The organism is Rhizobium sp. G187 (genome assembly GCF_051549525.1).
Lineage (GTDB): Bacteria > Pseudomonadota > Alphaproteobacteria > Rhizobiales > Rhizobiaceae > Allorhizobium.
The window spans coordinates 64,743-87,945 of record NZ_JBPUGM010000004.1 but is presented as its reverse complement, the minus strand read 5'-3'; the positions used below and the strand labels follow the sequence as shown (position 1 = coordinate 87,945).

Below are 23,203 nucleotides of genomic sequence, written 5' to 3'. Positions count from 1 at the left end.
CAATCGGATATTCCAATTCCGGTCCGGCGGGGGCAAGTTGCGCCCGATGACGGACGATTCGAAAAGCCTGTTCGGAGAACTCTTCGAGACACCGCGCCGAAAGGTCGTGCCGGTGCTGGTCCCCATGCCAGCGCCGACTGCCTATAGCTATGCCGTGCCGGAAGCGCTGGTGGTCGAACCGGGCGCAATCGTGCAGATCCCGCTGGGTCCAAGGCAGGTTGTTGGCGTGGTCTGGGATGGCGGCGAGGATAAGGCGGTCGATCCGAAGAAGCTGCGCGAAATTTCCAAGGTCTTTGACTGCCCGCCGCTCGACAAGGATATGCGTGCCTTTCTCGACTGGATTGCAGCCTATACCCTGTCTCCGCCCGGTTATGTCGCGCGCATGGCGCTTCGGGCACCCGCTGCTTTTGATCCCGAGCCGATGATCGAGGGCTTGCGCTTCAGTGGCTATCAGCCTGAGCGTTTGACGCCGGCGCGCCAGAAAGTGCTCGAACTTGCCGGTGACGGATTGTCCTGGACGAAGAGCGGACTTGCCCATGCCTGCGGCGTGTCCGCGAGCGTGATCGACGGGCTCGCCAAACAGGGTGTGTTCGAGCAGGTCTTCCTGCCGCCGCCGCCGATCGTTGCGCCTCCCGATCCTGACTATGCGGTGCATCGTCTTGCCGGTCCGCAGAAGGAGGCAGCAGACGAAATCCTCGCCATGATCGGCAAGGGCGGTTTCTCCGTCGCCTTGATCGACGGGGTTACAGGCTCAGGAAAGACCGAGGTCTATTTCGAAGCGATTGCCGAGACGTTGAAGCAGGGCAAGCAGGTGCTGATCCTGCTGCCGGAAATTGCGCTGACGGCCAATTTCCTCGATCGGTTCCAGGATCGCTTCGGATCCAAGCCCGGCGAATGGCACTCTGATCTTGCCACGCGGACACGCGAGAAGGTCTGGCGGCAGGTGGCCACCGGAGAGGTCCGTGTGGTTGCCGGCGCGCGTTCGGCGCTCTTCCTGCCCTTCGAAAATCTTGGCCTCATCATCGTCGATGAAGAGCATGACCCCGCCTTCAAGCAGGAAGATCGCGTCTTCTATAATGCGCGCGACATGGCTGTTGTCCGGGCGCGGATTGCTGGCTTTCCCGTGGTCCTGGTCTCGGCCACGCCGTCGGTCGAAAGCCAGGTGAACTGCATTGCCGGACGTTATCAGCGCATCCATCTGCCCACCCGCTTTGCCGATGCAGCCATGCCGGATCTGCATCGGATCGATATGCGCCGGCATCCGCCCGAGCGTGGCGGCTTTCTGTCCCCGATCTTGCTGCGGTCGGTTGGAAAGGCGGTTGAGCGGGGAGAGCAGGCGCTGCTCTTCCTCAATCGGCGCGGCTATGCACCGCTCACGCTCTGCCGGGTCTGCGGTCACCGTTTCCAATGCCCGCAATGTTCGAGCTGGCTGGTGGAGCATCGCTTCCGCGGACAGATCCAGTGCCATCAATGCGGTTATCACGAACCGACGCCGAATGCCTGCCCCGAATGCGGGACGCTCGACCATCTGGTGGCCTGCGGGCCCGGTGTCGAGCGGATCGCGGAAGAGGTGGAGAAGCATTTTCCCGACGCCCGGACGCTGGTCTTGTCATCCGACCTTGGTGGCGTGAAGCGGCTGCGGTTGGAACTGGAAGCGATTGCCAATGGCGAGGCGGATATCGTCATCGGCACGCAACTGGTGGCGAAGGGCCATAATTTCCCATTGATGACGCTGGTTGGGATCATCGATGCCGATATCGGCTTGTCGAATGGCGATCCGCGCGCCGCCGAACGAACCTTCCAGCTTCTATCGCAGGTGACTGGCCGTGCCGGGCGTACGGGCCGCAAGAGCCTCGGCCTCATCCAGACCTTCCAGCCGCAACATCCGGTGATGCAGGCGCTGGTATCCGGTGATGCCTCGGCATTCTACGAGCGAGAGATTTCGGAGAGAGAGCGTGCGCAGCTGCCGCCCTATGGCCGTCTCGTGTCGATCATTGTCTCTGCGGATACTCGGGCAGAAGCCGAGGGGCATGCCCGAGCCCTTCGTCAGGCTGCACCCCATGAGAGCGGGATCATGGTGCTTGGCCCGGCAGAGGCGCCGCTTGCACTGATCCGCGGTCGCCACCGCTTCCGGCTGCTGGTGCATGGAAGACGCAGCAGCGACATGCAGGGCTTTGTCCGCAGTATGTTGGACCGTGGGCCGAAGGAGCGGCGATCAATCCAAGTTCAAGTCGATGTGGATCCTCAGAGCTTCCTCTGAGTGCCGTGGACCGACGCGCAAGAATTTCACGGTCATCCCATACCGCCTCAGCCTTATATGTGGCATAAGCCCGGCGTTTTCGTCTTCTCAGGATCCACCATGGAATTCTACTTCCCCACCGAGCTGGGCGAGCAGCTGGCCTTCGTCGCAGCTGCCGCTGCTGCCGTAATCGGCTGCTTTATCATGTTTGCACCGGGTCTGACGCTGCGTCTGCTCGGCCTTGCGCCACGGGAGGGGCGGCCCGAGGGCTTTGGTGCCGTCCGCTCCACCGGCGGGCTCGTCACCGGCTTTTCAGGAACAGCACTTCTCCTGGCGCAGCCCACGGTCTATCTCGCTTTCGGGGCTGCCGTGGCACTTGCGGCTTTTGCTCGCATCCTATCCATCATGTCGGATGGTGGGAGCACTTGGCGCAACCTTCTCCTCCTGGTTGCAGAGATCGCACTTGCTGCCATGCCTCTCGCCTATGTCTTTGGTCTGACTTGAATTTGAGGAACGGCGCAGTCCCAGTCACTGCGCCGCCAATTTGACGCAGATTCAGACAAAAAACCCAACAAGGCCTTGCTCTCGGGGTGCAAACCGTTAATACGCGTGTTGCGAGTCTAGACCTCGTATGCTAGACGGACCGCGAAATTCGGAAAACGCAAGTCTTACGGGCTGGTGTTTTTGGGGAAAAACAAAACGATATCAGGACGTTGTCAGGCCCTATCTTCGGGCGCTTCGATCCTGGGTCAAAATCAGGGAATTTTTTGCCCGTGGCAGACGCATCCCAAGTGATTTCAGGCGTGGCAGAGCGTTACGCATCGTCGCTTTTCGAGCTTGCGCTCGAGGCCGGTGCCATTGACGCGGTCGCCGCCGATCTCAACCGGTTCCAGGCGATGATCGACGAGAGCGACGATCTGAAGCGTCTGGTCCAGTCGCCGGTCTTTACGGCCGAAGATCAGGTCAACGCCATCAGTGCGATCGGCGAAAAGGCCGGTCTGAGCGCGCTGGTGTTGAACTTCCTGAAGGTCGTCGCCAGCAATCGCCGCCTGTTTGCCGTATCTGGCATGGTGGCCGCCTATCGCCAGATCGCCGCCCGTCATAAGGGTGAGATCACGGCGGACGTCACCTCTGCTCACGCCCTTTCGGCTGAGCAGGAATCCGAACTGAAAGCGGCGCTGAAGGGCGTTACTGGCAAGGAAGTCTCGATCGTGGTCACGGTCGATGCGTCTCTGCTTGGCGGTCTGATCGTGAAGATCGGCTCCCGCCAGATCGACACGTCCCTTCGCACCAAACTTTCCACCCTTAAGCTTGCACTGAAAGAGGTTGGCTGATGGATATCCGCGCCGCGGAAATTTCCGCAATTCTGAAAGATCAAATCAAGAACTTCGGCAAAGAGGCGGAAGTCTCCGAAGTCGGCCAGGTGCTCTCCGTCGGTGACGGTATTGCCCGCGTTTACGGCCTCGACAACGTCCAGGCCGGCGAAATGGTCGAGTTCCCGGGCGGCGTTCGCGGCATGGCGCTCAACCTCGAAGCCGACAATGTCGGTGTGGTTATCTTCGGTGCCGACCGCGGCATTAAGGAAGGCGACATCGTCAAGCGGACCGGCGCCATCGTTGACGTTCCGGTTGGTCCGGAACTGCTCGGCCGCGTCGTTGACGCGCTCGGCAACCCGATCGACGGCAAGGGCCCGATCAATGCCACCCGCCGTTCGCGCGTCGACGTAAAGGCTCCTGGCATCATTCCGCGTAAGTCGGTTCATGAGCCGATGTCGACCGGCCTTAAGGCTATCGACGCCCTCATCCCGGTTGGTCGTGGCCAGCGCGAGCTGGTCATCGGTGACCGTCAGACCGGCAAGACCGCGATCATTCTGGATACCTTCCTGAACCAGAAGCCGATCCACGACAACGGCCCTGACAACGACAAGCTGTTCTGCGTCTACGTCGCTGTTGGTCAGAAGCGTTCGACTGTTGCTCAGTTCGTGAAGATCCTCGAAGAGCGCGGCGCACTGCAGTACTCGATCGTTATCGCGGCTACCGCGTCCGATCCGGCTCCGATGCAGTATCTCGCACCGTTCGCTGGTTGCGCCATGGGCGAATACTTCCGTGACAACGGCCAGCACGCCCTCATCGCTTATGACGATCTGTCGAAGCAGGCTGTTGCTTACCGTCAGATGTCGCTCCTGCTGCGCCGTCCTCCGGGCCGCGAAGCTTATCCGGGCGACGTTTTCTACCTGCATTCGCGTCTGCTCGAGCGCGCTGCCAAGATGGGCGACGCTGCAGGTGCCGGCTCGCTGACCGCTCTGCCGGTCATCGAAACCCAGGGCAACGACGTTTCGGCCTTCATCCCGACCAACGTCATCTCGATCACCGACGGTCAGATCTTCCTTGAAACCGACCTGTTCTACCAGGGCATTCGTCCGGCCGTTAACGTCGGTCTGTCGGTTTCGCGCGTTGGTTCTGCCGCTCAGATCAAGGCGATGAAGCAGGTTGCCGGCTCGATCAAGGGTGAACTCGCCCAGTATCGTGAAATGGCTGCCTTCGCCCAGTTCGGTTCCGACCTCGACGCCGCCACTCAGCGCCTGCTGAACCGTGGTGCCCGTCTGACGGAACTCCTGAAGCAGGCACAGTTCTCTCCGCTCAAGACGGAAGAACAGGTTGCTGTGATCTTCGCTGGCGTCAATGGCTACCTTGATAAGGTCGCCGTCAATCAGGTCGGCAAGTTCGAGCAGGGGCTGCTCTCCTACCTCCGTTCGGAAGGTAAGGCGATCCTTGACGCGATCCGCACCGACAAGGCGATCAGCGACGACACCAAGGGCAAGCTCAAGGCTGCTCTCGATAGCTTCGCGAAGAACTTCGCCTAATTCAGGCTCAAGCCAAGGACGGATAACGGATGCCTTCACTTAAGGATCTGAAAAACCGGATCGCCTCCGTCAAGGCGACGCAGAAGATCACCAAGGCGATGAAAATGGTCGCCGCGGCGAAACTGCGTCGTGCGCAGGAGGCGGCCGAGGCTGCTCGCCCGTACTCCCAGCGCATGGGCGCCGTCCTGGCCAACATTGCGCAAGCCGTGGGGTCGGACGACAGCGCACCGCGCTTGATGACCGGTACTGGCAAGGACGACGTGCATCTGCTCGTCGTCTGCACGGCAGAACGCGGTTTGTGCGGCGGTTTCAATTCGTCGATCGCCCGCTTCGCCCGTGACCATGCGCGCAAGCTCCTGGCCGAAGGCAAGACGGTCAATATCTTCTGCGTTGGCAAGAAGGGTTACGACAGCCTCCGCCGCGAATTTGCCGGCATGATTGTCGAGCGTACGGACCTGCGCGACGTCAAGCGTATCGGTTTCACCAATGCTGATGCCATCGGCCGCAAGGTCATCGGCATGTTCGAGCGTGGCGAATTCGACGTTTGCACGCTGTTCTATTCCGAGTTCAAGTCGGTGATCAGCCAGATTCCGACCGCCCTGCAGATCATCCCGGCCGCTCCGGCTGATGCTGCTCCGCAGGCTGGTGCTGCTGCGCTCTACGAATACGAGCCGGATGCGTCGGGGATCCTCGAGGATCTCATCCCGCGCAACATCTCGGTTCAGATTTTCCGGGCCCTGCTCGAAAACGTTGCTGGTGAAATGGGCGCCAAGATGAGCGCCATGGACAATGCGACGCGCAATGCCGGTGAGATGATCAACAAGCTGACGCTTTCGTACAACCGCCAGCGTCAGGCACAGATCACCAAGGAACTCATTGAAATCATTTCGGGCGCGGAAGCGCTCTGAGGTTAAGGAAAGAGGGTAAGATACATGGCTAAGGCAGCTACCCCCAAGTCTAAGGCGGTGAAGTCCGCAGCTGGTGCTCTCGGCAAGGTCACGCAGGTCATCGGCGCCGTCGTCGACGTCGCATTCGAAGGCGAACTGCCCCCGATCCTGAACGCGCTGGAAACCGATAACGGCGGCAACCGCCTCGTTCTCGAAGTTGCGCAGCACCTCGGCGAAAACCAGGTTCGCACGATCGCCATGGACTCGACCGAAGGTCTCGTCCGCGGTCAGCCGGTTTCCGACACGGGCGCTCCGATCTCGGTTCCGGTCGGTCCGGAAACGCTCGGTCGTATCATGAACGTCATCGGTGAGCCGGTTGACGAAGCTGGTCCGCTGGTCACCGAAGGTCGCCGCGCCATCCACCAGGAAGCTCCGGCCTATGTCGACCAGTCGACCGAAGCCCAGATCCTGGTCACCGGCATCAAGGTCGTCGACCTCCTGGCTCCTTACGCCAAGGGCGGTAAGATCGGCCTGTTCGGCGGCGCCGGCGTCGGCAAGACCGTTCTCATCATGGAACTGATCAACAACGTCGCCAAGGCGCACGGTGGTTACTCGGTCTTCGCTGGCGTGGGTGAACGTACCCGCGAAGGCAACGACCTGTACCACGAAATGATCGAGTCCGGCGTTAACAAGCATGGCGGTGGCGAAGGCTCCAAGGCAGCCCTCGTTTACGGCCAGATGAATGAACCGCCGGGCGCCCGCGCTCGCGTTGCTCTGACCGGTCTGACGATTGCTGAAGACTTCCGCGACAAGGGCCAGGACGTTCTGTTCTTCGTCGATAACATCTTCCGCTTCACCCAGGCAGGCTCGGAAGTGTCGGCTCTGCTCGGCCGTATCCCTTCGGCCGTTGGTTATCAGCCGACGCTCGCTACCGACATGGGTCAGATGCAGGAACGCATCACCACCACGACCAAGGGCTCGATCACCTCGGTTCAGGCCATCTACGTTCCCGCCGACGACTTGACCGACCCGGCTCCGGCCACCTCGTTCGCCCACCTGGATGCAACGACGGTTCTGTCGCGTTCGATCGCAGAAAAGGGTATCTACCCGGCTGTTGACCCGCTCGACTCCACCTCGCGCATGCTCGATCCGATGGTTGTCGGCGAAGAGCACTACGAAGTGGCCCGTAAGGTTCAGACGACGCTGCAGCGCTACAAGTCGCTTCAGGACATCATCGCCATCCTCGGCATGGATGAACTGTCCGAAGAGGACAAGATGACCGTTGCCCGCGCCCGTAAGATCGAGCGCTTCCTGAGCCAGCCGTTCTTCGTTGCTGAAGTCTTCACCGGTTCGCCGGGCAAGCTGGTTGCTCTCGAAGACACGATCAAGGGCTTCAAGGGCCTGGTCAACGGCGACTACGACCACCTGCCGGAAGCCGCCTTCTACATGGTCGGCTCGATCGACGAAGCGATCGAGAAGGCCAAGCGCCTGGCAGCGGAAGCTGCTTAAGGCTCAAGGGAACGCCGGCACGCGGGTTATCTCGCGTGCCGCTCCATCCTTCATAAGAGAAGTGAACGACCATGGCCGACAATTTCAACTTTGAGCTCGTTTCGCCCGAGCGTCTTCTGCTCTCCGAACTGGTCAGCGAAGTCGTCATTCCGGCAACGGAAGGCGAAATGACCGTCATGGCCAATCATGCGCCGACCATGACGACCATCAAGCCGGGCGTCGTGACTGTGAAGCTCGCTTCCGGTCAGGTTACGAAATATGTGGTCTTCGGCGGCTTTGCCGACGTTCTCCCGACCGGCTGCACGCTGCTTGCCGAATCGGCTGTTCCGCTTTCGGAAATCGCCCCGGATACGCTGACCAAGCGCATCGACGAAGCCCGCAAGGAGCTCGAAGGTGTCGAGCATCACGAACACCGTACCAAGCTCGAGCAGTATCTCGCCGAGCTGACCAACCTGAACGGCGTTCTCGTCGCCGCCTGATTGGTAGGACACGATAACACGATTTGAAGCCGGGCCCTTGGGTCCGGCTTTTTTCATGCCCTGATGTCAGGCGGAGACGGCGTCTTCGAGGATCATCGCTGCACCCTTTTCCGCGACCATCATCGTCGGGGCATTGATGTTGCCGGCGGTGATGTTGGGGAAGACAGAGGCATCAACGATGCGAAGCCCCGGTACGCTATGCACCCTCAACCGCGCATCGACAACGCTCGAATCCGGATCAGTGCCCATCGCGCAGGTCCCGCACAGGTGATAGATCGAACCGCTGTTCTGGCGGAAATAGTCGAGCAGCTTCTCATCCGTATCTGCAGCCTTGGAGGGGGACACCTCGTCCTCTACCCACCCGGCTAGTGCATGGGTGGCCGCAATCCGGCGCATGAGCCGGCTCCCCTGCAGCACTTCCTCTATATCACGCTCTGTCGAGAGATAGTTTGGACGGATCAATGGAGCGTCAGAGGCCTCGGGGGAGGCTATCGAGATCGTGCCTTTGCTGGTTGGGCGGCAGGCATTGAACGCGATGAGAAAACCCGGATAGGGCTCTGGCGTCAGGCCTGCGCGTGGATTGTCCGGGATGCGATAGGACAGAGGGTTGAAGTAGACCTGGATATTCGCGCGCGCCTCATCTGGCGATCCCCGGAAGAAGCCGCCGGCCTGATTGACGCTCATCGCGAAGGGGCCGCTGCGCTTCAGCAGCCACATCAGGCCAAAGCGGGCCTGGCCGATGAGGCTTGCAAAATCGCCGTTCAACGTCGGCTGTTTTGAGCGGTAGTAGAAACTTGCGCAGAGGTGATCCTGCAGGTTCTGTCCGATGGCGGGCAGGTGTTTTTGCGGCGAGATCCCATGTTTCAGAAGCACCGATCCGTCACCGAAACCGGAAAGCTGCATCAGCTTTGGCGTGTCCACGGCACCAGCGGTCAGAATGACCTCTCGGCGCGCTGAGAAGGTCATCAAGCGACCATGCTGCATCACTTCAACACCTGACACGCGGCCATTGGCTTCGACCAGCAGACGGCGTGCATGGGCTTCCCGCTCAATGGAAAGGTTCGGCCGCTTCAGCGCGGGTCGCAGATATTCGGCGCTCGAGTGCGAGCGCTGGCCGCGCCGGGTGTTGACGTCGTAGACACCAGCCCCCTCGAGCGTCGCGCCGTTGAAGTCTTCGTTCAGCGGCACCTGGAGCTCGTCACAGGCAGCAAGGAAGGCGTCACTGACCGGATGTGTAGACCCACGCATTGGCGTCACATGGATCGGGCCCTCTGCGCCATGCCAGTGGCTCTCGCCACGGGCATGGGTCTCCAGCTTGCGGAAGTAGGGCAGCACGTCGTCGAAACCCCAGCTCGGGTTTCCGGCGTCGCGCCAGTCATCGAAGTCCTGGCGCGCGCCGCGCACGAAGACCATGGCATTGATCGAGCCGGAGCCGCCCTGCACCTTGCCGCGCGGGGCGTAGATCCGCCGTCCCCCGAGATTGGGCTCGGGCTCCGTGCGGTACATCCAGTTGACCTTGGGATTATAGTAGCTCTTGGCGTAGCCGACGGGGATCTTGAACCAGAAGGATTTGTCCTCGCCGCCCGCCTCGATGAGCAGGACGGTATGGCGCCCGCTTTCGCTCAAGCGGCTTGCCACGATGCAGCCTGCCGAGCCTGCACCGACCACAATGAAATCGAAGATCATGGGCGTTATCCCTCAGCCCTTGGCCGGCGCGAAGGCTTTAACGTCCATCGGTTCCGGGGCCATCTGGAGGTGCAGCCGTTCACCCGTATAGGGCGTATGGCGCGCAATGACCTCGTGATTGAGCTCTATGCCGAGGCCGGGCTCGCGGGAGGGAATGAGGTAGCCGTCCTCGAAACCGAGTTTGGTGTTCAGCACCTCCGCATGGAAGCCGCCGAAATCCATGATGGCTTCGTGAATGAGGAAGTTGGGGCTTGCCGCGGAAAGCTGGATACTAGCAGCCGCTCCAACGGGTCCGTTGTAGAGATGGGGCGCGATCTGCGCATAGAAGGCTTCTGCCATGCCAGCGATCTTCTTCGCCTCCAGCAGTCCGCCAACACGGGCGACGTTCATCTGGAGAATGGAGGCTGCCCCCAGTTGAAGCACTCTCTGGAATTCATATTTCGTGGTCAGCCGTTCGCCGGTCGACACAGGGATTGAGGTCGCGCGCGCCACTTCCGCCATCGCCGCCTCCTGGCCAGGCGGCACCGGCTCCTCGAACCATAGCGGATCGTATTTCTCCAGCCGCTTGGCGAGCCGGATTGCGGAGGAGGGGACCATCTGGCCGTGAGTGCCGAAGAGGATGTCGGCGCGGTTGCCGATCGCGTCACGGATCTTCTGGCAAAACTCTTCGCAGCGGTCCATGACGGCGAGCGACAGCTGGTGGCCGGAATAGTTTGTGTACGGGCCAGCCGGGTCGAACTTCAGCGCGGTAAAGCCCGCCTCGACCATGCGGATCGCCTCTTCGGCGGCAAGATCCGGATCATTGTAGTCGTATTCCCCGGCTGAATTCTTCGGATAGAGATAGGTGTAGGCGCGCAGCTTCTCATGCACCGTACCGCCGAGGAGATCCGCGACGGGTCGACCCGCCGCCTTGCCGATGATGTCCCAGCAGGCGATCTCAAGGCCTGAGATAATGCCGACCATGGTCGGATCGGGGCGTTGGGTAAAACCACTCGAATAGGCCGCGCGCCAGAAGCGTTCGATCTGGTGCGGATCATGACCCTCGAGATAACGGGTGAAAACATCTTCGACGAGGACGGCGATGCCGGACGGATGAAAGGCGGTCGAATAGATCTCGCCGACGCCCTTGATGCCGCAGGCCGTCTCCAGCTCGACAAAGATCCAGTACATGCCGCCGATATGCGGTGCGGGCGTTGCGACGACGTGTGTCTTGAGCGAAGCGACTTTCATGGATGCCCCCTTGGTGCCGCGGTATGTTCAATGCTTGAGGATGACGAGGCGGGTCTGGGTGAATTCCAGCATGCCGTGTTTGCCGTCGTCGCCTCCGAGGCCGGAGCGCTTCCAGCCGGCGTGGTAGCCCTGGTAGGGATCGGCCGGGAAACGGTTGATGTAGAGCTCGCCCGCTTCGATCTCGTTCGCTGCCTTCATTACCTTGCGGTAGTTTTCCGAGAAGACGACGGAGGCGAGCCCGAATTGGTGGTCGCTGGCCATGGCAAGAGCATGGTCGAAATCGGTATACGGAATGACGGGGAGCACCGGCCCGAAGACTTCTTCCTGGACGATTTCCATGTCCTGCCGGCAGCCGGACAGAAGTGTCGGTGGATAGAAGAAGCCGTCACCATCCGGCAGATAGCCGCCTGTCTCCAATGTCGCACCATCGGCCACGGCGCGCTCCACCATGTGGTGGGCCTTAAGCCGTGCCTGTGCCGTCGCCAGCGGCCCCATGTGATCGGGATGCTCGGAGCGGTCGCCGAAATGCCGGGTCTCAAAGGCGGCTTTGAGCTTTTCCAGCAACGTGCCGTGGATAGAGGCATGGACATAAAGCCGCTCAACGGAGGTGCAGACCTGGCCGCAATGGGCGGTCTTTGCCGCAAGGACACTGCGCGTCACGAGATCAAGATCGGCATCCGGTTCAACGATGACCGGCGTCTTGCCGCCTAGTTCCAGCGAAGGTTTGGCAATATTGGTGCGGCAAAAGCCAAGCACAGTCTGGCCTGCGGCGACGCTGCCGGTCAGCGTGATCATGCCGACTTCGCTGCGCGTGCACATCACTTCTGCCACATCATGGTTCATCGTCATGATGTTGACGAGGCCTGCGGGCAAACCGGCTTCGGCAACGCATTCGGCGAAGATGAAAGCCGAGGTTGGTGTGGTGTTGCTGGGGCGGACAACGACGGCATTGCCGGCAATCAATGCCGGGGCAATCTTGCGGACCAGCGTGTAGATCGGGAAGTTGAAAGGGATCAGGCAGGCAACAACACCGATTGCCGTTCGCTTGAGCATAAGTGTCTCGTCGGGCGTGTCGCTCTCGATCACTTCGCCTTCAATGCGCCGCGCCCACTCGGCGTGGTATCGCATGAGCTCAACACCGTAGATGGCCTCGCCGGTGGCGTCCGCAAGGCTCTTCCCGGATTCCTTGGCCAGCGCCGCGCCGATCCTGCCAGCATTGTTCTCGAGAATATCAGCCAGCCGGCGCAAGGCATTGCCGCGCTCGATCGCCGGCAGACGACCCCAGGGCTTTTGAGCGCGAGCGGCGGCCTGCGCGGCCCGGACAACATCGGCTTCTGTTGCGGCGGGTACGCTGGTGAAGATCACGCCAGTGGCGGGGTTCCTGACGTCGATCCGGGATCTGTCGGCGGGCTCCTGAAAGTCACCATCGATAAAATTGCGGCATTCGGTCATGAACAGCTCCAGTCTCGGACACAGTCCTGCAACTAGGACGCCGCTCTAGAGAAGTGGCAAGCGAGTAATTGTCGGGTTCAGCATTCCAAATCGGAATGGTTCAGGCCGTGGCGTGCGACTGAAGACGGTCCTGTGGGTGTAGCTCTGAGTGCAGCCAGGTTCGCAAGGCGCTTACATGGGCAGAGACGGGACCATCCGGGCGGGTCACCAGCCAGTAGGACTCGTGGCCCTCGACTTCGACGTCCAGCACCTGAACGAGTTTTCCCTCGTGCATCAGGGATGCCACCATGAAGCGATCGGCCACCGCTAGCCCCAGTCCGTTGCAGGCGGCCTCGATCACGAGATCCAGGAGATCGAACTCCAACCCGCCGGCCGTGTCGGTTTCGCCCAGGCCTGCGGCATCCAGCCAGCGATGCCAGGTCAGGTAGCGCTGGTCGACGGATGCCAGCACATGCAGGAAGGTGAAGCGGGACAGGTCGATGGGCGTGTCCGACGGCACGGCCTCTAGCAAGGCGGGGGCGCAAACCGCGATGTGATGTTCGGTGAATAGTCGCTCAGAGCGCAAACCGGACCATTCGCCGTCACCAAAGCGAATGGCGCAATCGAGCATGCCGCGTTCGGCTAGCTTGTCCTCTGGCTCCGTGGTGATGCTGAGGTCAATATCGGGCAGAAAGGCGCGCAGTCTCGCCAATCTTGGCAGAAGCCACCGTTTGGCAAAGGTTGGTGGAACATTGATCCGCAGTCGCCGGAGGTTGCTTTTTTCGCGGATATTGCGCACCGTAAGCTCGACCTGATGGAAAGCCTGCTGCAGGGCGGCCAGCAATTCGGCGCCCGACGGCGTGAGTTCCAGGTGATGGTGCCGTCGAATGACCAGCTGTTCGCCCAATTGGTCCTCGAGATTGCGGACCTGACGGCTGACGGCACTCTGGGTCAGGTTCAGCAGTTCTCCTGCTCTGGTGAAACTGCGTGTCTGGCCGACGACCTCGAACACTTTCATGGCGGATAGGGCCGGTAGCCGTCTCATTGAGCCTCGCAAGACTGGTATCAAGGTGGCGCATCAAAGCAGAAAGCAGGCTCTGGCGCACGGGAATTCCACCAATAATGCTCCCGAACCGAGGGTGGAAAAGCTTTGAACCTTATGCATCAGAGGTTACATAAGCGGGCTGGATGCTGCAACGCAGGAGGGAAGGAATGAAGGTCGGGATCGTCGGTGCCGGCATGGTCGGAAGCTCTGCCGGCTATGCTTTGGCCCTCATGGGACTGGCGAGCGAGATCGTGTTCGTTGATCAGAACGAAGCACTGGCCGTCGCGCAGGCCGAAGATATCGCCCATGCGGTGCCCTTCATGTCCTCGACCGTTGTCAATGCGGGGAGCTACCGGGATCTCGACGGATGCTCGGTTGTCATCATTGCTGCGGGTGTCAGCCAGAAACCCGGCGAGACACGGCTTGCCCTGCTTGAACGCAATGCCGCCGTCTTCCGCGCCGTGCTTGGCCAGGTCCTGCCGGTTGCCCCCGATGCCATTCTCTTGATTGCATCCAACCCGGTCGACGTGATGACACAGATCACGGTGCGCATCTCCAATCTGCCGCCGAATCGCGTGATCGGGTCCGGCACCATTCTCGATACGGCCCGGTTCCGCAGTCTTGTCGGTCGCCATCTCGGTATCTCGCCGCAGTCTGTTCATGCCTATGTGCTGGGCGAACATGGTGACAGCGAGGTCCTGGCCTGGTCGAGCGCGCGCGCAGGTTCCGTTCCACTTTCTTCCTTTGCCGCGCAGGTTGGTTCGCCTCTTACAGATGATGTTCGCGCCAACATTGATGATGGCGTGCGCAATGCGGCCTACAAGATTATCCGCGGCAAGGGTTCGACCTATTATGGCATCGGCGCCGGCCTTGCCCGCATCATCAAGGCCATTGCGCGGGATGAGCGTGATGTACTTTCGGTCTCGATCGTCACGCCTGAAGTGGCCGGGGTTAAGGAGGTTGCCTTATCCATCCCGCGGGTGATCGGTGCTGAGGGTGTGACTGCCGACCTGTTTCCTGATCTCGATGAAAGTGAACACACAGCACTGAACCGCAGCGCCTCCATCCTGAAGGAGCGGGCCGATGCCGTTGTCCTTTAAGCGTCGCGCTCGAGCGGCCGGTTCGAACCGAAGAGCGGACATTTGATCATGATCGCGGAAGAACTCACGGACGAGCAGTTGGACGGCATGCTGGTCAAGGCGCGGGAGGCGGCAGCGCTCCTGAAGGCGTTGTCGCATGAATCACGCCTCCTCATGCTCTGCATGCTTTGCCAGGGCGAACGGACCGTTGGAGAAATCGAGCAATTTCTCGGCATGCAACAGGCCGTGGTTTCACAGCAACTCGCGCGGCTCAGGATGGACCGGATCGTTCAGGCCCGGCGTGACGGGCGGCAGATCTATTACAGCATTGTCGACCCGCAACTCGCCGAGCTGCTGTCGGTGCTCTACAAGATGTATTGCGAGCCGACCGCAAAGCGGGATACGACCGGTCGCGGGACCAAGGCGTGAGCCAGGCCCCGTCGGCCGCGTGAAGGGCCGCATGAGGGGTCGGAAGATGCTGCCATGATCGACAAACTCGAGTTCTTCATCGCGCTTGCGCGCCAGCAGCATTTTGGCCGGGCGGCCGAGGAGTGCGGCATCACACAGCCGACCTTGTCGGCAGCGCTCCGCCAGCTCGAGGAGCAGCTCGGTGTGATCCTTGTGGTGCGTGGGTCGCGTTTTGTCGGGCTGACACCGGAAGGCCAGCGGGTTCTCGAATGGGCGCGTCGCATCGTCGGCGATACGCGCACAATGCGCGAGGAAATGCGGGCAGCACGGCGGGGCCTTGCGGGCCATATCCGGCTTGCGGCGATCCCGACCGCCCTTGCCATGGTTCCCAAGCTTACGGAACCTTTTCAGACGCGCCACCCGAATGTGACATTCTCGGTCGTTTCGCGCACATCGCTGCAGGTCCTGAGCCAGCTTGAAAATCTCGAAATCGACGCGGGCATCACCTACCTCGACAACGAACCCCTCGGGCGCGTGACGACGGTGCCGCTCTATTCCGAGCGTTACCACCTGATCACGGCGGCGGGCACGCCGCTGGCCGACAGGGCCTCTGTGACATGGCTAGAGGTTGCGAGCCTTCGGCTTTGTCTATTGACCGCCGACATGCAAAATCGCCGTATCATCAACAAACACATGGCCGAAGCGGGTGTCGAAGTGGCGCCGACGCTCGAATCCAATTCGATGATCGTCTTGTTCTCGCATATCCGCACGGGCAAATGGGCATCGATCATGCCTCGTAACGTCGCGGATTCCTTTGGCTTTCCAGAGCAAATCCGCATGATCCCGATTGCCGAGCCGGAGGCCTCGCATCTCGTCGGCCTTGTTGCCACCCATCGTGAGCCGCATACGCCGCTTGTTTCTGCTTTGCTGCATGAAGCGCGTATGCTGGTCTCTGCCGATGCGTTTGATAGAAATCTTCTATCGACCCACGAGACCGCGCTATTGACCTGACGACCTTGGAGTGGCCATCCTGCGTTGACGGCAATTCCGCGCGATCTTTCCGCGGACGATCAATACTGGCCCGCCACGGCAAGTCATGCGGATGATGCGATGGCTTGCCCTGTGTCGGCTTGGGAGGACTGGCTCATGAATATCCGTGCGGTCGTTTCTGATGAAACGACGCGTCTCTCTGCAATCATCGATGCCTGTCTTGGGCTCGAAGGCCCCATGTTGCCTATTCTTCACCAGATTCAGCAGGAGTTTGGCTTCATTCCAGAACCGGCGAAACAGCTGATCGCTGATGCGCTCAATCTGTCACGGGCGGAAGTGCATGGGGTCATTACCTTCTACCACGACTTCCGTGACAAGCCTGCGGGCCGCCATGTCCTCAAACTCTGTCGGGCCGAGGCTTGCCAGTCGATGGGTGGCGAGCCTCTTGCAGCAAAGATCCAAGCCCTGCTCGGGGTTGACTGGCACTGTACAACGCCAGACGGGGCCTTGACGTTGGAGCCGGTCTATTGCCTCGGCCTTTGTGCGCAGGCACCCGCCGCCATGCTCGACGGCGAGGTGCACGCCCGGCTCGATGAAGACGCACTCGCTGACATTCTTGCAGAGGTGCGCCGATGACCGTCACCATCTTCGTTCCCCGAGACGCTGCAGCGCTGGCTGTCGGTGCCGATAAGGTTGCCGCCGCCATCACGCGTGAGGCAAGCGCGCGCAATCTCGATGTTCGTATCGTGCGCAACGGGTCGCGCGGCATGTTGTGGCTGGAAGTGCTGGTCGAAGTGCGCACCGAGCATGGCCGTATCGCTTATGGCCCGGTCCGGCCGTCAGATGTCGCCTCGCTCTTCGATGCCGGTTTCCTGTCCGGCGGCGAGCATCCGCTCGGTCATGGGCTTACCGCGGAAATCCCCTTCCTCAAGGGACAGACGCGGCTAACCTTCGCCCGTTGTGGCGTCACCGATCCGCTCTCGCTCGATGACTACCGCCACTATCAGGGCCTGAAGGGTCTCGCGAATGCCATCGCCATGGCACCGGTCGAGATCGTCAAACAGGTCACCGACAGCGGCTTGCGCGGTCGTGGCGGTGCGGGCTTCCCGACTGGCATCAAGTGGAAGACGGTTGCGGATGCGTCAGCCGACCAGAAATACATCGTCTGCAATGCCGACGAGGGCGACAGCGGCACCTTTGCCGACCGGATGATCATGGAAGGCGATCCCTTCGTCCTGATCGAAGGCATGGCGATTGCCGGCATCGCGACCGGTGCCACCAAGGGCTATGTCTACACGCGCTCTGAGTATCCGCACGCGATTGCTATGATGGAAGAGGCGATCCAGATCGCCCGCCGTGAGGGCATCCTCGGTTCGTCGGTGATGGGGTCTGCTTATGCCTTTGACATGGAAGTGCGCATGGGCGCCGGTGCCTATGTCTGCGGCGAGGAAACCTCGCTTCTGAACAGCCTGGAAGGCAAACGCGGTGTGGTGCGCGCCAAGCCGCCGCTTCCGGCCTTGCAAGGTCTGTTCGGCAAGCCGACGGTGGTCAACAACGTCATGTCGCTTGCCTCGATCCCCGTGATCATGGATCGCGGCGCGCAATTCTACCGCGATTTCGGCGTTGGGCGTTCGCATGGCACGATCCCGATCCAGCTTGCCGGTAACCTCAGGCACGGCGGATTGTACGAAACGGCCTTTGGTCTGCCGCTCGGCCAACTGATCAATGAGATCGGCGGGGGAACGATCTCCGGCCGCCCGGTCAAGGCCGTGCAGGTCGGCGGGCCGCTCGGCGCCTATTTTCCGCCGTCGTTGTTCGACACGATCTTCGACTACGAGGCCTTCACCGCTGCCGGTGGTCTCATCGGTCATGCCGGTGTGGTGGTCTTTGACGACAGCGTCGACATGCTGAAACAGGCGCGTTTCGCCATGGAGTTCTGCGCGGTCGAAAGCTGTGGCAAGTGCACGCCCTGTCGCATCGGCTCGACCCGTGGCGTCGAGACGGTCGACAAGATCGCCCAAGGCATCGAGCCGGAGAAGAACAAGGTGCTGCTGGAAGATCTCTGCAACACGATGAAGTTCGGTTCGCTCTGTGCGCTCGGTGGTTTTACGCCGTATCCGGTCATGAGCGCGATGACGCATTTTCCGGAAGATTTCACGCCGGTTCCGGTCAGGGAGGCAGCCGAATGATTGACGGTTGTCTCTCGTCATCCTCGGGCTTGTCCCGAGGATCTACCGAGCTTCCAAGTTGGGCAAGGTTTCCGGTTGAACCGATTTCCAAAATTCAGACGCACCAGATCCTCGGGACAGGCCCGAGGATGACGGCGGAAAGGTAAGCGCCATGCCTCTCGTTCCTGAAATCGACTACGGCACGCCCGCCTCGCGCTCCGACAAAATGGTGACACTGACCATCGATGGTCGCGAGATCACCGTGCCCGAGGGCACGTCAATCATGCGCGCCTCGATGGAGGCCGGCATTCAGGTGCCGAAGCTCTGCGCGACCGACATGGTCGATGCCTTCGGTTCGTGCCGTCTCTGTCTGATCGAGGTCGAGGGCCGCAACGGCACGCCCGCCTCCTGCACCACGCCGGTCGCTCCCGGCATCGTCGTGCATACCCAAACGGAGCGCCTGAAGGCGATCCGAAAGGGTGTGATGGAGCTCTATATCTCCGACCACCCGCTCGACTGTCTGACGTGCGCGGCCAATGGCGACTGCGAATTGCAGGACATGGCAGGTGCTGTTGGTCTGCGTGACGTGCGCTATGGCTATGAGGGGGAAAACCACGTCAAGGCGCGCTCTACGGAAGGCGGCATCAATGCCCAGTGGATGCCGAAGGACGAGAGCAACCCCTATTTCACCTATGATCCGTCGAAATGCATCGTCTGTTCGCGCTGCGTGCGCGCCTGCGAAGAGGTGCAGGGCACATTTGCGCTCACCATCGAAGGCCGCGGCTTTGACAGCCGCGTATCACCCGGCGCACATGAGGCCTTCATGTCGTCGGAATGCGTGTCCTGTGGTGCCTGCGTGCAGGCCTGCCCGACAGCGACGCTGACGGAAAAGTCTGTCATCGCCATTGGCCAGCCGGAGCATTCGGCTGTCACCACCTGCGCCTATTGCGGCGTCGGATGCTCGTTCAAGGCGGAAATGCGGGGCGAGGAGCTCGTGCGTATGGTGCCGTGGAAGGACGGCAAGGCCAATCGTGGTCACTCTTGCGTCAAGGGCCGCTTCGCCTATGGCTATGCCAGCCATAAGGACCGTATTCTCAACCCGATGGTGCGCGAAAAGATCACCGATCCCTGGCGCGAAGTGACCTGGGAGGAGGCCTTTGCCCATGTGGCTTCCGAGTTCAAGCGGCTTCAATATCAGTATGGCCGGGAATCGATTGGCGGCATCACCTCGTCACGTTGCACCAATGAAGAGACCTATCTCGTCCAGAAGCTGATCCGCGCCGGCTTCGGCAACAACAATGTCGACACTTGTGCCCGTGTCTGCCACTCGCCGACAGGTTATGGTCTCGGCCAGGCCTTCGGCACCTCCGCTGGCACGCAGGATTTCGACAGTGTCGAACATTCGGACGTGGTGATGGTGATCGGTGCCAATCCGACGGATGGCCATCCGGTCTTTGGATCGCGTCTGAAGAAGCGGCTGCGCAAGGGTGCAAAGCTGATCGTCATCGATCCGCGCCGCACCGATATCGTGCGCAGCCCGCACATCGAAGCTGCCTTCCATCTGCCGCTGAAGCCCGGCACCAATGTCGCCGTGATGACGGCGCTTGCCCATGTCATCGTAACGGAAGGCCTGTTTGACGAGCGCTTCATTCGCGAGCGCTGCGACTGGTCCGAATTCGAGGATTGGGCGGCCTTCGTTGCCGAACCGCAGCACGCGCCGGAAGCGATCGAGGCCTATACAGGCGTTCCGGCTGATGAATTGCGCGGTGCGGCCCGTCTCTTCGCCACCGGCGGCAATGGCGCGATCTATTACGGACTGGGCGTCACCGAGCACAGCCAGGGCTCGACCACTGTCATGGCGATCGCAAACCTTGCCATGGTGACCGGCAATATCGGTCGTCCGGGCGTCGGCGTGAACCCGCTGCGTGGCCAGAACAATGTCCAGGGTTCCTGCGACATGGGTTCCTTCCCGCATGAGTTGCCGGGTTATCGCCATGTCTCCGACGATGCGACCCGCGAGACCTTCGAAAAGCTCTGGGGCGTCACGCTGAACAATGAGCCAGGCCTGCGCATTCCCAACATGCTTGACGCTGCCGTCGAGGGCTCGTTCAAGGGCATCTACATTCAGGGTGAAGACATTCTGCAGTCCGATCCGGATACCAAGCATGTCTCGGCCGGTCTCGCTGCGATGGAATGCGTCGTGGTGCACGACCTCTTCCTCAATGAGACGGCGAACTACGCCCATGTTTTCCTGCCGGGCTCGACTTTCCTTGAGAAGGACGGCACCTTCACCAATGCCGAGCGCCGCATCAACCGTGTCCGCAAAGTCATGACGCCGAAGAATGGCTATGCCGACTGGGAAGTAACGCAAAAGCTTGCCCAGGCCATGGGCCTCGGCTGGGCCTATACCCATCCCTCGCAGATCATGGCGGAGATCGCTGCGACAACGCCAAGCTTTGCCGGCGTTTCCTACGACTATCTCGAAAAAATGGGCTCGGTTCAGTGGCCTTGCAACGAAGAGTTCCCGGTCGGCTCGCCAATCATGCATGTCGATGGTTTCGTGCGTGGTCGGGGCAAGTTCATCCGCACCGAATATGTGCCAACCGATGAACGAACCGGTCCCCGCTTCCCGCTGCTTCTGACAACCGGCCGCATCCTTTCGCAATATAATGTCGGTGCGCAGACGCGCCGCACGGAGAATGTTCTCTGGCACGAAGAAGACCGGCTGGAGATCCATCCGCACGACGCCGAACAGCGTGGTGTCAAGGAAGGCGATTGGGTCAAGCTTGCCAGCCGCTCAGGCGATACGACGCTGCGTGCGCTGATCACCGATCGCGTGGCCCCGGGCGTGGTCTATACGACCTTCCATCATCCCGGCACGCAGGCGAATGTCATCACCACGGACTTCTCTGACTGGGCGACCAATTGCCCGGAATACAAGGTGACGGCCGTGCAGATTTCGCCGTCGAACGGGCCGACCGAGTGGCAAGAGGAGTATGACGATCTCAGCCGTCGCTCCCGCCGCATTGCCGGCAAGCTCGAAGCGGCGGAGTAACCGCGAGGTGTCCGGCAGTGTCCGACCTACGGCGATCAGAGTGCCGGAGATGGCGTTCCGGCACGCCATGCTGTCGTCGGGTGAGCGGATTGTTGCCGAGGAGGTTCCGATTGCCTTCTCCTATTCTGGCTCGACACATGCGGTGATGATGGGGACACCGGCTGATCTTGAGGATTTCGCCGTTGGCTTCTCACTTTCGGAGGGGATTATTACCTCGGCGATAGAGGTGATCGCAGTCGATGCCGTGCCGGCCGGCGACGGTATTGATGTGCAGGTCACCCTCCACGACCAGAGTGCTGATGCGCTCATCGCACGCCGGCGGCGTATGGCGGGGCCTGTTGGCTGCGGTCTCTGCGGGATCGAATCGATAGAGCAGGCTGTCCGTCCGGTGGCGAAGATTAACGATGATGGGTTCCAGCTACGTCCATCGCAGATTGCCGAAGCCGTGTCACTGCTGTCGGATGCGCAGCACCTCAACCGTGAAACTCGCGCCGTGCATGGTGCTGGTTTTTACATTCCAGGTCAGGGGATCGTCGCGGTGCGCGAGGACGTCGGTCGGCACAATGCGCTCGACAAGCTGATAGGGGCTGTTCTTCTCGGTGGCTGGCAGCCGTCGAAAGGTGCCGTCGTCGTCACAAGCCGCCTGTCGGTGGAGATGGTCCAGAAGGCGGCGATTGCCGGCAGTGCCGTCCTGATCGCCATCTCCGCGCCAACGGCACTGGCCATCCGCACGGCCGAAGAAACGGGTGTGACGCTTGTCGGCATTGCCCGCGGTCAAGATTTCGAGATTTTTACACGGCCAGGCCGTATCATCGCCGAAGGAAATGCTCATGTCGCTTAGCCATACCGATGAAAAACTGGTGCGGATGGCCAACCAGATCGCGACCTTCTTTCTGTCCCAACCGGAGGAGGTGCGCGTGCCGGGTGTGGCGACGCATATCAACAAATTCTGGGAGCCGCGCATGCGGCGTCGCTTCTTTGAACTGGTTGATCAGGACGCCGTTGGTTTCCTGCCTCTCGTGCTGGCTTCAGCCCCCGAGATAAAGCGCCCCGGCGAGCCTGATGACGGCGCAGTCGGTGTGGGTCGCGATGCGGCCGTGGGGGCTCCCGGCGGTCATGGGGCGAACGCGGGAGAATCGCTGTCGGAGCCCAGCATTCCTGAACGGTGAGCACTGCTCGCACCCGCGCCCGCTCGAGCCCGTGTCAGGCCCTCAATTGAGCCAGAGCTGGATCAAAGCGGCTTCCGGCGTTTCCTTGCCGCCACTTTCAATACCGGTCGCCCAGAGACCGGCACCTGCGGCATAGCTGCCGGGGCTCACGCCGCCGGCCTCGCATTGGCTCACCCCGCGCAACCGCTTGCCGGCCGAAACCGCCTTCGTGAGGACCCGCAAGAGTTCAGGATCTGCCATAGCAGTGCCCGAACCGAAGAGCCGCAGCACGGCGCCGTCGAGTGCTGACAGGGCTGCGTCCACCATGCTGGCCGGAATGCCGGGCGACAGGGTGAGGATGGCAAGCCTGCGGCTTTCGAAGCGCCGTCGTGCCGGAGGCGATGGCGTGTCTTGCGGCTGTGCCCGGAATGCATCGGCCTGATGGCTGTCATGCTTCACCAGCCCTTCCGCCGGCATCAGCTTGCCGGCAAAGGCGAGCAAGACACCGGGTGTGTTGTCTCGGGCAGCTGCGATAGCGAGGTCGAGATTGCCCTCGGCATCCCCTCCTTGGCCAAGCGGCAGCATCGAGCCACAGAGGATCACGCGCCGGCCTTCGCCAGCCAGCGCCTGCGAAAGGGCAGCCCCGGTAAAGGCCATGGTGTCGGTGCCGTGGGTGACAATGACCGGCAGGCCCGGATGGGCGCGGATCGTATCCAGCATCTCATTCCAGTGGTCAGGCCCGACATCGGCACTGTCCAGCAAGGGTTTGAACACATGGCGACGAAGGTCGACGCTTGCCGTCAGACGTGCAGCGACTGCGCCTTCCAGAAGACCGGAGACCGGCGCCAGTCCATCGGCGGTTGGGCCCATGCCGATCGTGCCACCGGTGTGAATGAGGAGAAGTTGCATGTCGGACCTCCAGAGCTGCCATGTTCTGGTAGGCCAGAGCCGCCCTTCGATCAACGGTCTGATCTCAGCATCATCAC

The 23,203-nt window shown here is 61.2% G+C and carries 20 protein-coding genes; 15 read left to right on the top strand and 5 right to left on the bottom strand.

Annotated features, from left to right (window positions below):
* Positions 1–46 precede the first annotated feature (46 nt).
* From ACSV9I_RS12990 to ACSV9I_RS12960, 7 genes are all read left to right on the top strand, one after another.
* The gene (locus tag ACSV9I_RS12990) at positions 47–2,260 is read left to right on the top strand and encodes a primosomal protein N' (RefSeq protein ID WP_438329206.1); all 2,214 of its coding nucleotides are present in this window, start codon (positions 47–49) and stop codon (positions 2,258–2,260) included.
* A gap of 99 nt (positions 2,261–2,359) precedes the next feature.
* Complete coding sequence (locus ACSV9I_RS12985) at positions 2,360–2,743, top strand: AGROH133_08824 family phage infection protein (RefSeq protein WP_438329205.1); 384 nt, start codon at positions 2,360–2,362, stop codon at positions 2,741–2,743.
* A gap of 263 nt (positions 2,744–3,006) precedes the next feature.
* Positions 3,007–3,573 (top strand): F0F1 ATP synthase subunit delta, encoded by a 567-nt coding sequence (locus ACSV9I_RS12980; RefSeq protein ID WP_054157881.1) that lies wholly within the window; start codon positions 3,007–3,009, stop codon positions 3,571–3,573.
* Complete coding sequence (atpA, locus tag ACSV9I_RS12975) at positions 3,573–5,102, top strand: F0F1 ATP synthase subunit alpha (RefSeq protein ID WP_054157880.1); 1,530 nt, start codon at positions 3,573–3,575, stop codon at positions 5,100–5,102. The genes ACSV9I_RS12980 and atpA overlap by 1 nt, the downstream gene beginning before the upstream one ends.
* 29 nt (positions 5,103–5,131) lie before the next feature.
* Positions 5,132–6,010 carry a F0F1 ATP synthase subunit gamma gene (locus tag ACSV9I_RS12970; RefSeq protein WP_438329204.1) on the top strand — a complete coding sequence of 293 codons (879 nt, stop codon included), beginning with the start codon at positions 5,132–5,134 and terminating at the stop codon, positions 6,008–6,010.
* 24 nt (positions 6,011–6,034) lie between these two features.
* Entirely contained in the window at positions 6,035–7,498 is a 1,464-nt protein-coding gene (gene atpD, locus ACSV9I_RS12965) for a F0F1 ATP synthase subunit beta (RefSeq protein ID WP_438329203.1), read from the top strand.
* Positions 7,499–7,569: 71 nt separating this feature from the next.
* The gene (locus tag ACSV9I_RS12960) at positions 7,570–7,977 is read left to right on the top strand and encodes a F0F1 ATP synthase subunit epsilon (RefSeq protein WP_438329202.1); all 408 of its coding nucleotides are present in this window, start codon (positions 7,570–7,572) and stop codon (positions 7,975–7,977) included.
* Positions 7,978–8,043: 66 nt separating this feature from the next.
* Here ACSV9I_RS12960 and ACSV9I_RS12955 read toward each other — a convergent pair whose 3' ends face one another.
* From ACSV9I_RS12955 to ACSV9I_RS12940, 4 genes are all read right to left on the bottom strand, one after another.
* Positions 8,044–9,663: a GMC family oxidoreductase gene (locus tag ACSV9I_RS12955; RefSeq protein WP_438329201.1), complete on the bottom strand. Its 1,620-nt coding sequence runs from the start codon at positions 9,661–9,663 to the stop codon at positions 8,044–8,046.
* 12 nt (positions 9,664–9,675) lie between these two features.
* Complete coding sequence (locus tag ACSV9I_RS12950) at positions 9,676–10,893, bottom strand: mandelate racemase/muconate lactonizing enzyme family protein (RefSeq protein WP_438329200.1); 1,218 nt, start codon at positions 10,891–10,893, stop codon at positions 9,676–9,678.
* Between the two features lie 27 nt (positions 10,894–10,920).
* Positions 10,921–12,345, bottom strand: a complete 1,425-nt coding sequence (gene aldA, locus ACSV9I_RS12945) for an aldehyde dehydrogenase (protein ID WP_438329199.1) — start codon at positions 12,343–12,345, stop codon at positions 10,921–10,923.
* Between the two features lie 100 nt (positions 12,346–12,445).
* Positions 12,446–13,369 (bottom strand): LysR substrate-binding domain-containing protein, encoded by a 924-nt coding sequence (locus ACSV9I_RS12940; protein ID WP_438329198.1) that lies wholly within the window; start codon positions 13,367–13,369, stop codon positions 12,446–12,448.
* Between the two features lie 167 nt (positions 13,370–13,536).
* Here ACSV9I_RS12940 and ACSV9I_RS12935 point away from each other — a divergent pair, with 167 nt between their 5' ends.
* From ACSV9I_RS12935 to ACSV9I_RS12900, 8 genes are all read left to right on the top strand, one after another.
* Positions 13,537–14,469 carry an L-lactate dehydrogenase gene (locus ACSV9I_RS12935; RefSeq protein ID WP_438329197.1) on the top strand — a complete coding sequence of 311 codons (933 nt, stop codon included), beginning with the start codon at positions 13,537–13,539 and terminating at the stop codon, positions 14,467–14,469.
* Between the two features lie 48 nt (positions 14,470–14,517).
* On the top strand, positions 14,518–14,877 hold the full coding sequence (locus tag ACSV9I_RS12930) for an ArsR/SmtB family transcription factor (RefSeq protein WP_054158074.1): 360 nt from the start codon (positions 14,518–14,520) through the stop codon (positions 14,875–14,877).
* Positions 14,878–14,931: 54 nt separating this feature from the next.
* Positions 14,932–15,867, top strand: a complete 936-nt coding sequence (locus tag ACSV9I_RS12925) for a LysR family transcriptional regulator (protein ID WP_054157871.1) — start codon at positions 14,932–14,934, stop codon at positions 15,865–15,867.
* Positions 15,868–16,002: 135 nt separating this feature from the next.
* Positions 16,003–16,482, top strand: coding sequence for a formate dehydrogenase subunit gamma (locus tag ACSV9I_RS12920; protein ID WP_438329196.1), 480 nt, complete (start codon positions 16,003–16,005; stop codon positions 16,480–16,482).
* A complete protein-coding gene (locus tag ACSV9I_RS12915) occupies positions 16,479–18,035 on the top strand; it encodes a formate dehydrogenase beta subunit (RefSeq protein WP_438329195.1) in 1,557 nt (518 codons plus the stop codon). The genes ACSV9I_RS12920 and ACSV9I_RS12915 overlap by 4 nt, the downstream gene beginning before the upstream one ends.
* A 151-nt stretch (positions 18,036–18,186) precedes the next feature.
* Positions 18,187–21,069 carry a formate dehydrogenase subunit alpha gene (fdhF, locus tag ACSV9I_RS12910; protein WP_438329194.1) on the top strand — a complete coding sequence of 961 codons (2,883 nt, stop codon included), beginning with the start codon at positions 18,187–18,189 and terminating at the stop codon, positions 21,067–21,069.
* 49 nt (positions 21,070–21,118) lie between these two features.
* Complete coding sequence (gene fdhD, locus ACSV9I_RS12905) at positions 21,119–21,910, top strand: formate dehydrogenase accessory sulfurtransferase FdhD (RefSeq protein ID WP_438329193.1); 792 nt, start codon at positions 21,119–21,121, stop codon at positions 21,908–21,910.
* Positions 21,900–22,238 (top strand): formate dehydrogenase subunit delta, encoded by a 339-nt coding sequence (locus ACSV9I_RS12900; protein WP_438329192.1) that lies wholly within the window; start codon positions 21,900–21,902, stop codon positions 22,236–22,238. The genes fdhD and ACSV9I_RS12900 overlap by 11 nt, the downstream gene beginning before the upstream one ends.
* Positions 22,239–22,280: 42 nt before the next feature.
* On the opposite strand, the gene ACSV9I_RS12895 is transcribed toward ACSV9I_RS12900, so the two are convergent.
* Positions 22,281–23,126: an asparaginase gene (locus tag ACSV9I_RS12895; RefSeq protein ID WP_438329191.1), complete on the bottom strand. Its 846-nt coding sequence runs from the start codon at positions 23,124–23,126 to the stop codon at positions 22,281–22,283.
* Positions 23,127–23,203 lie beyond the last annotated feature (77 nt).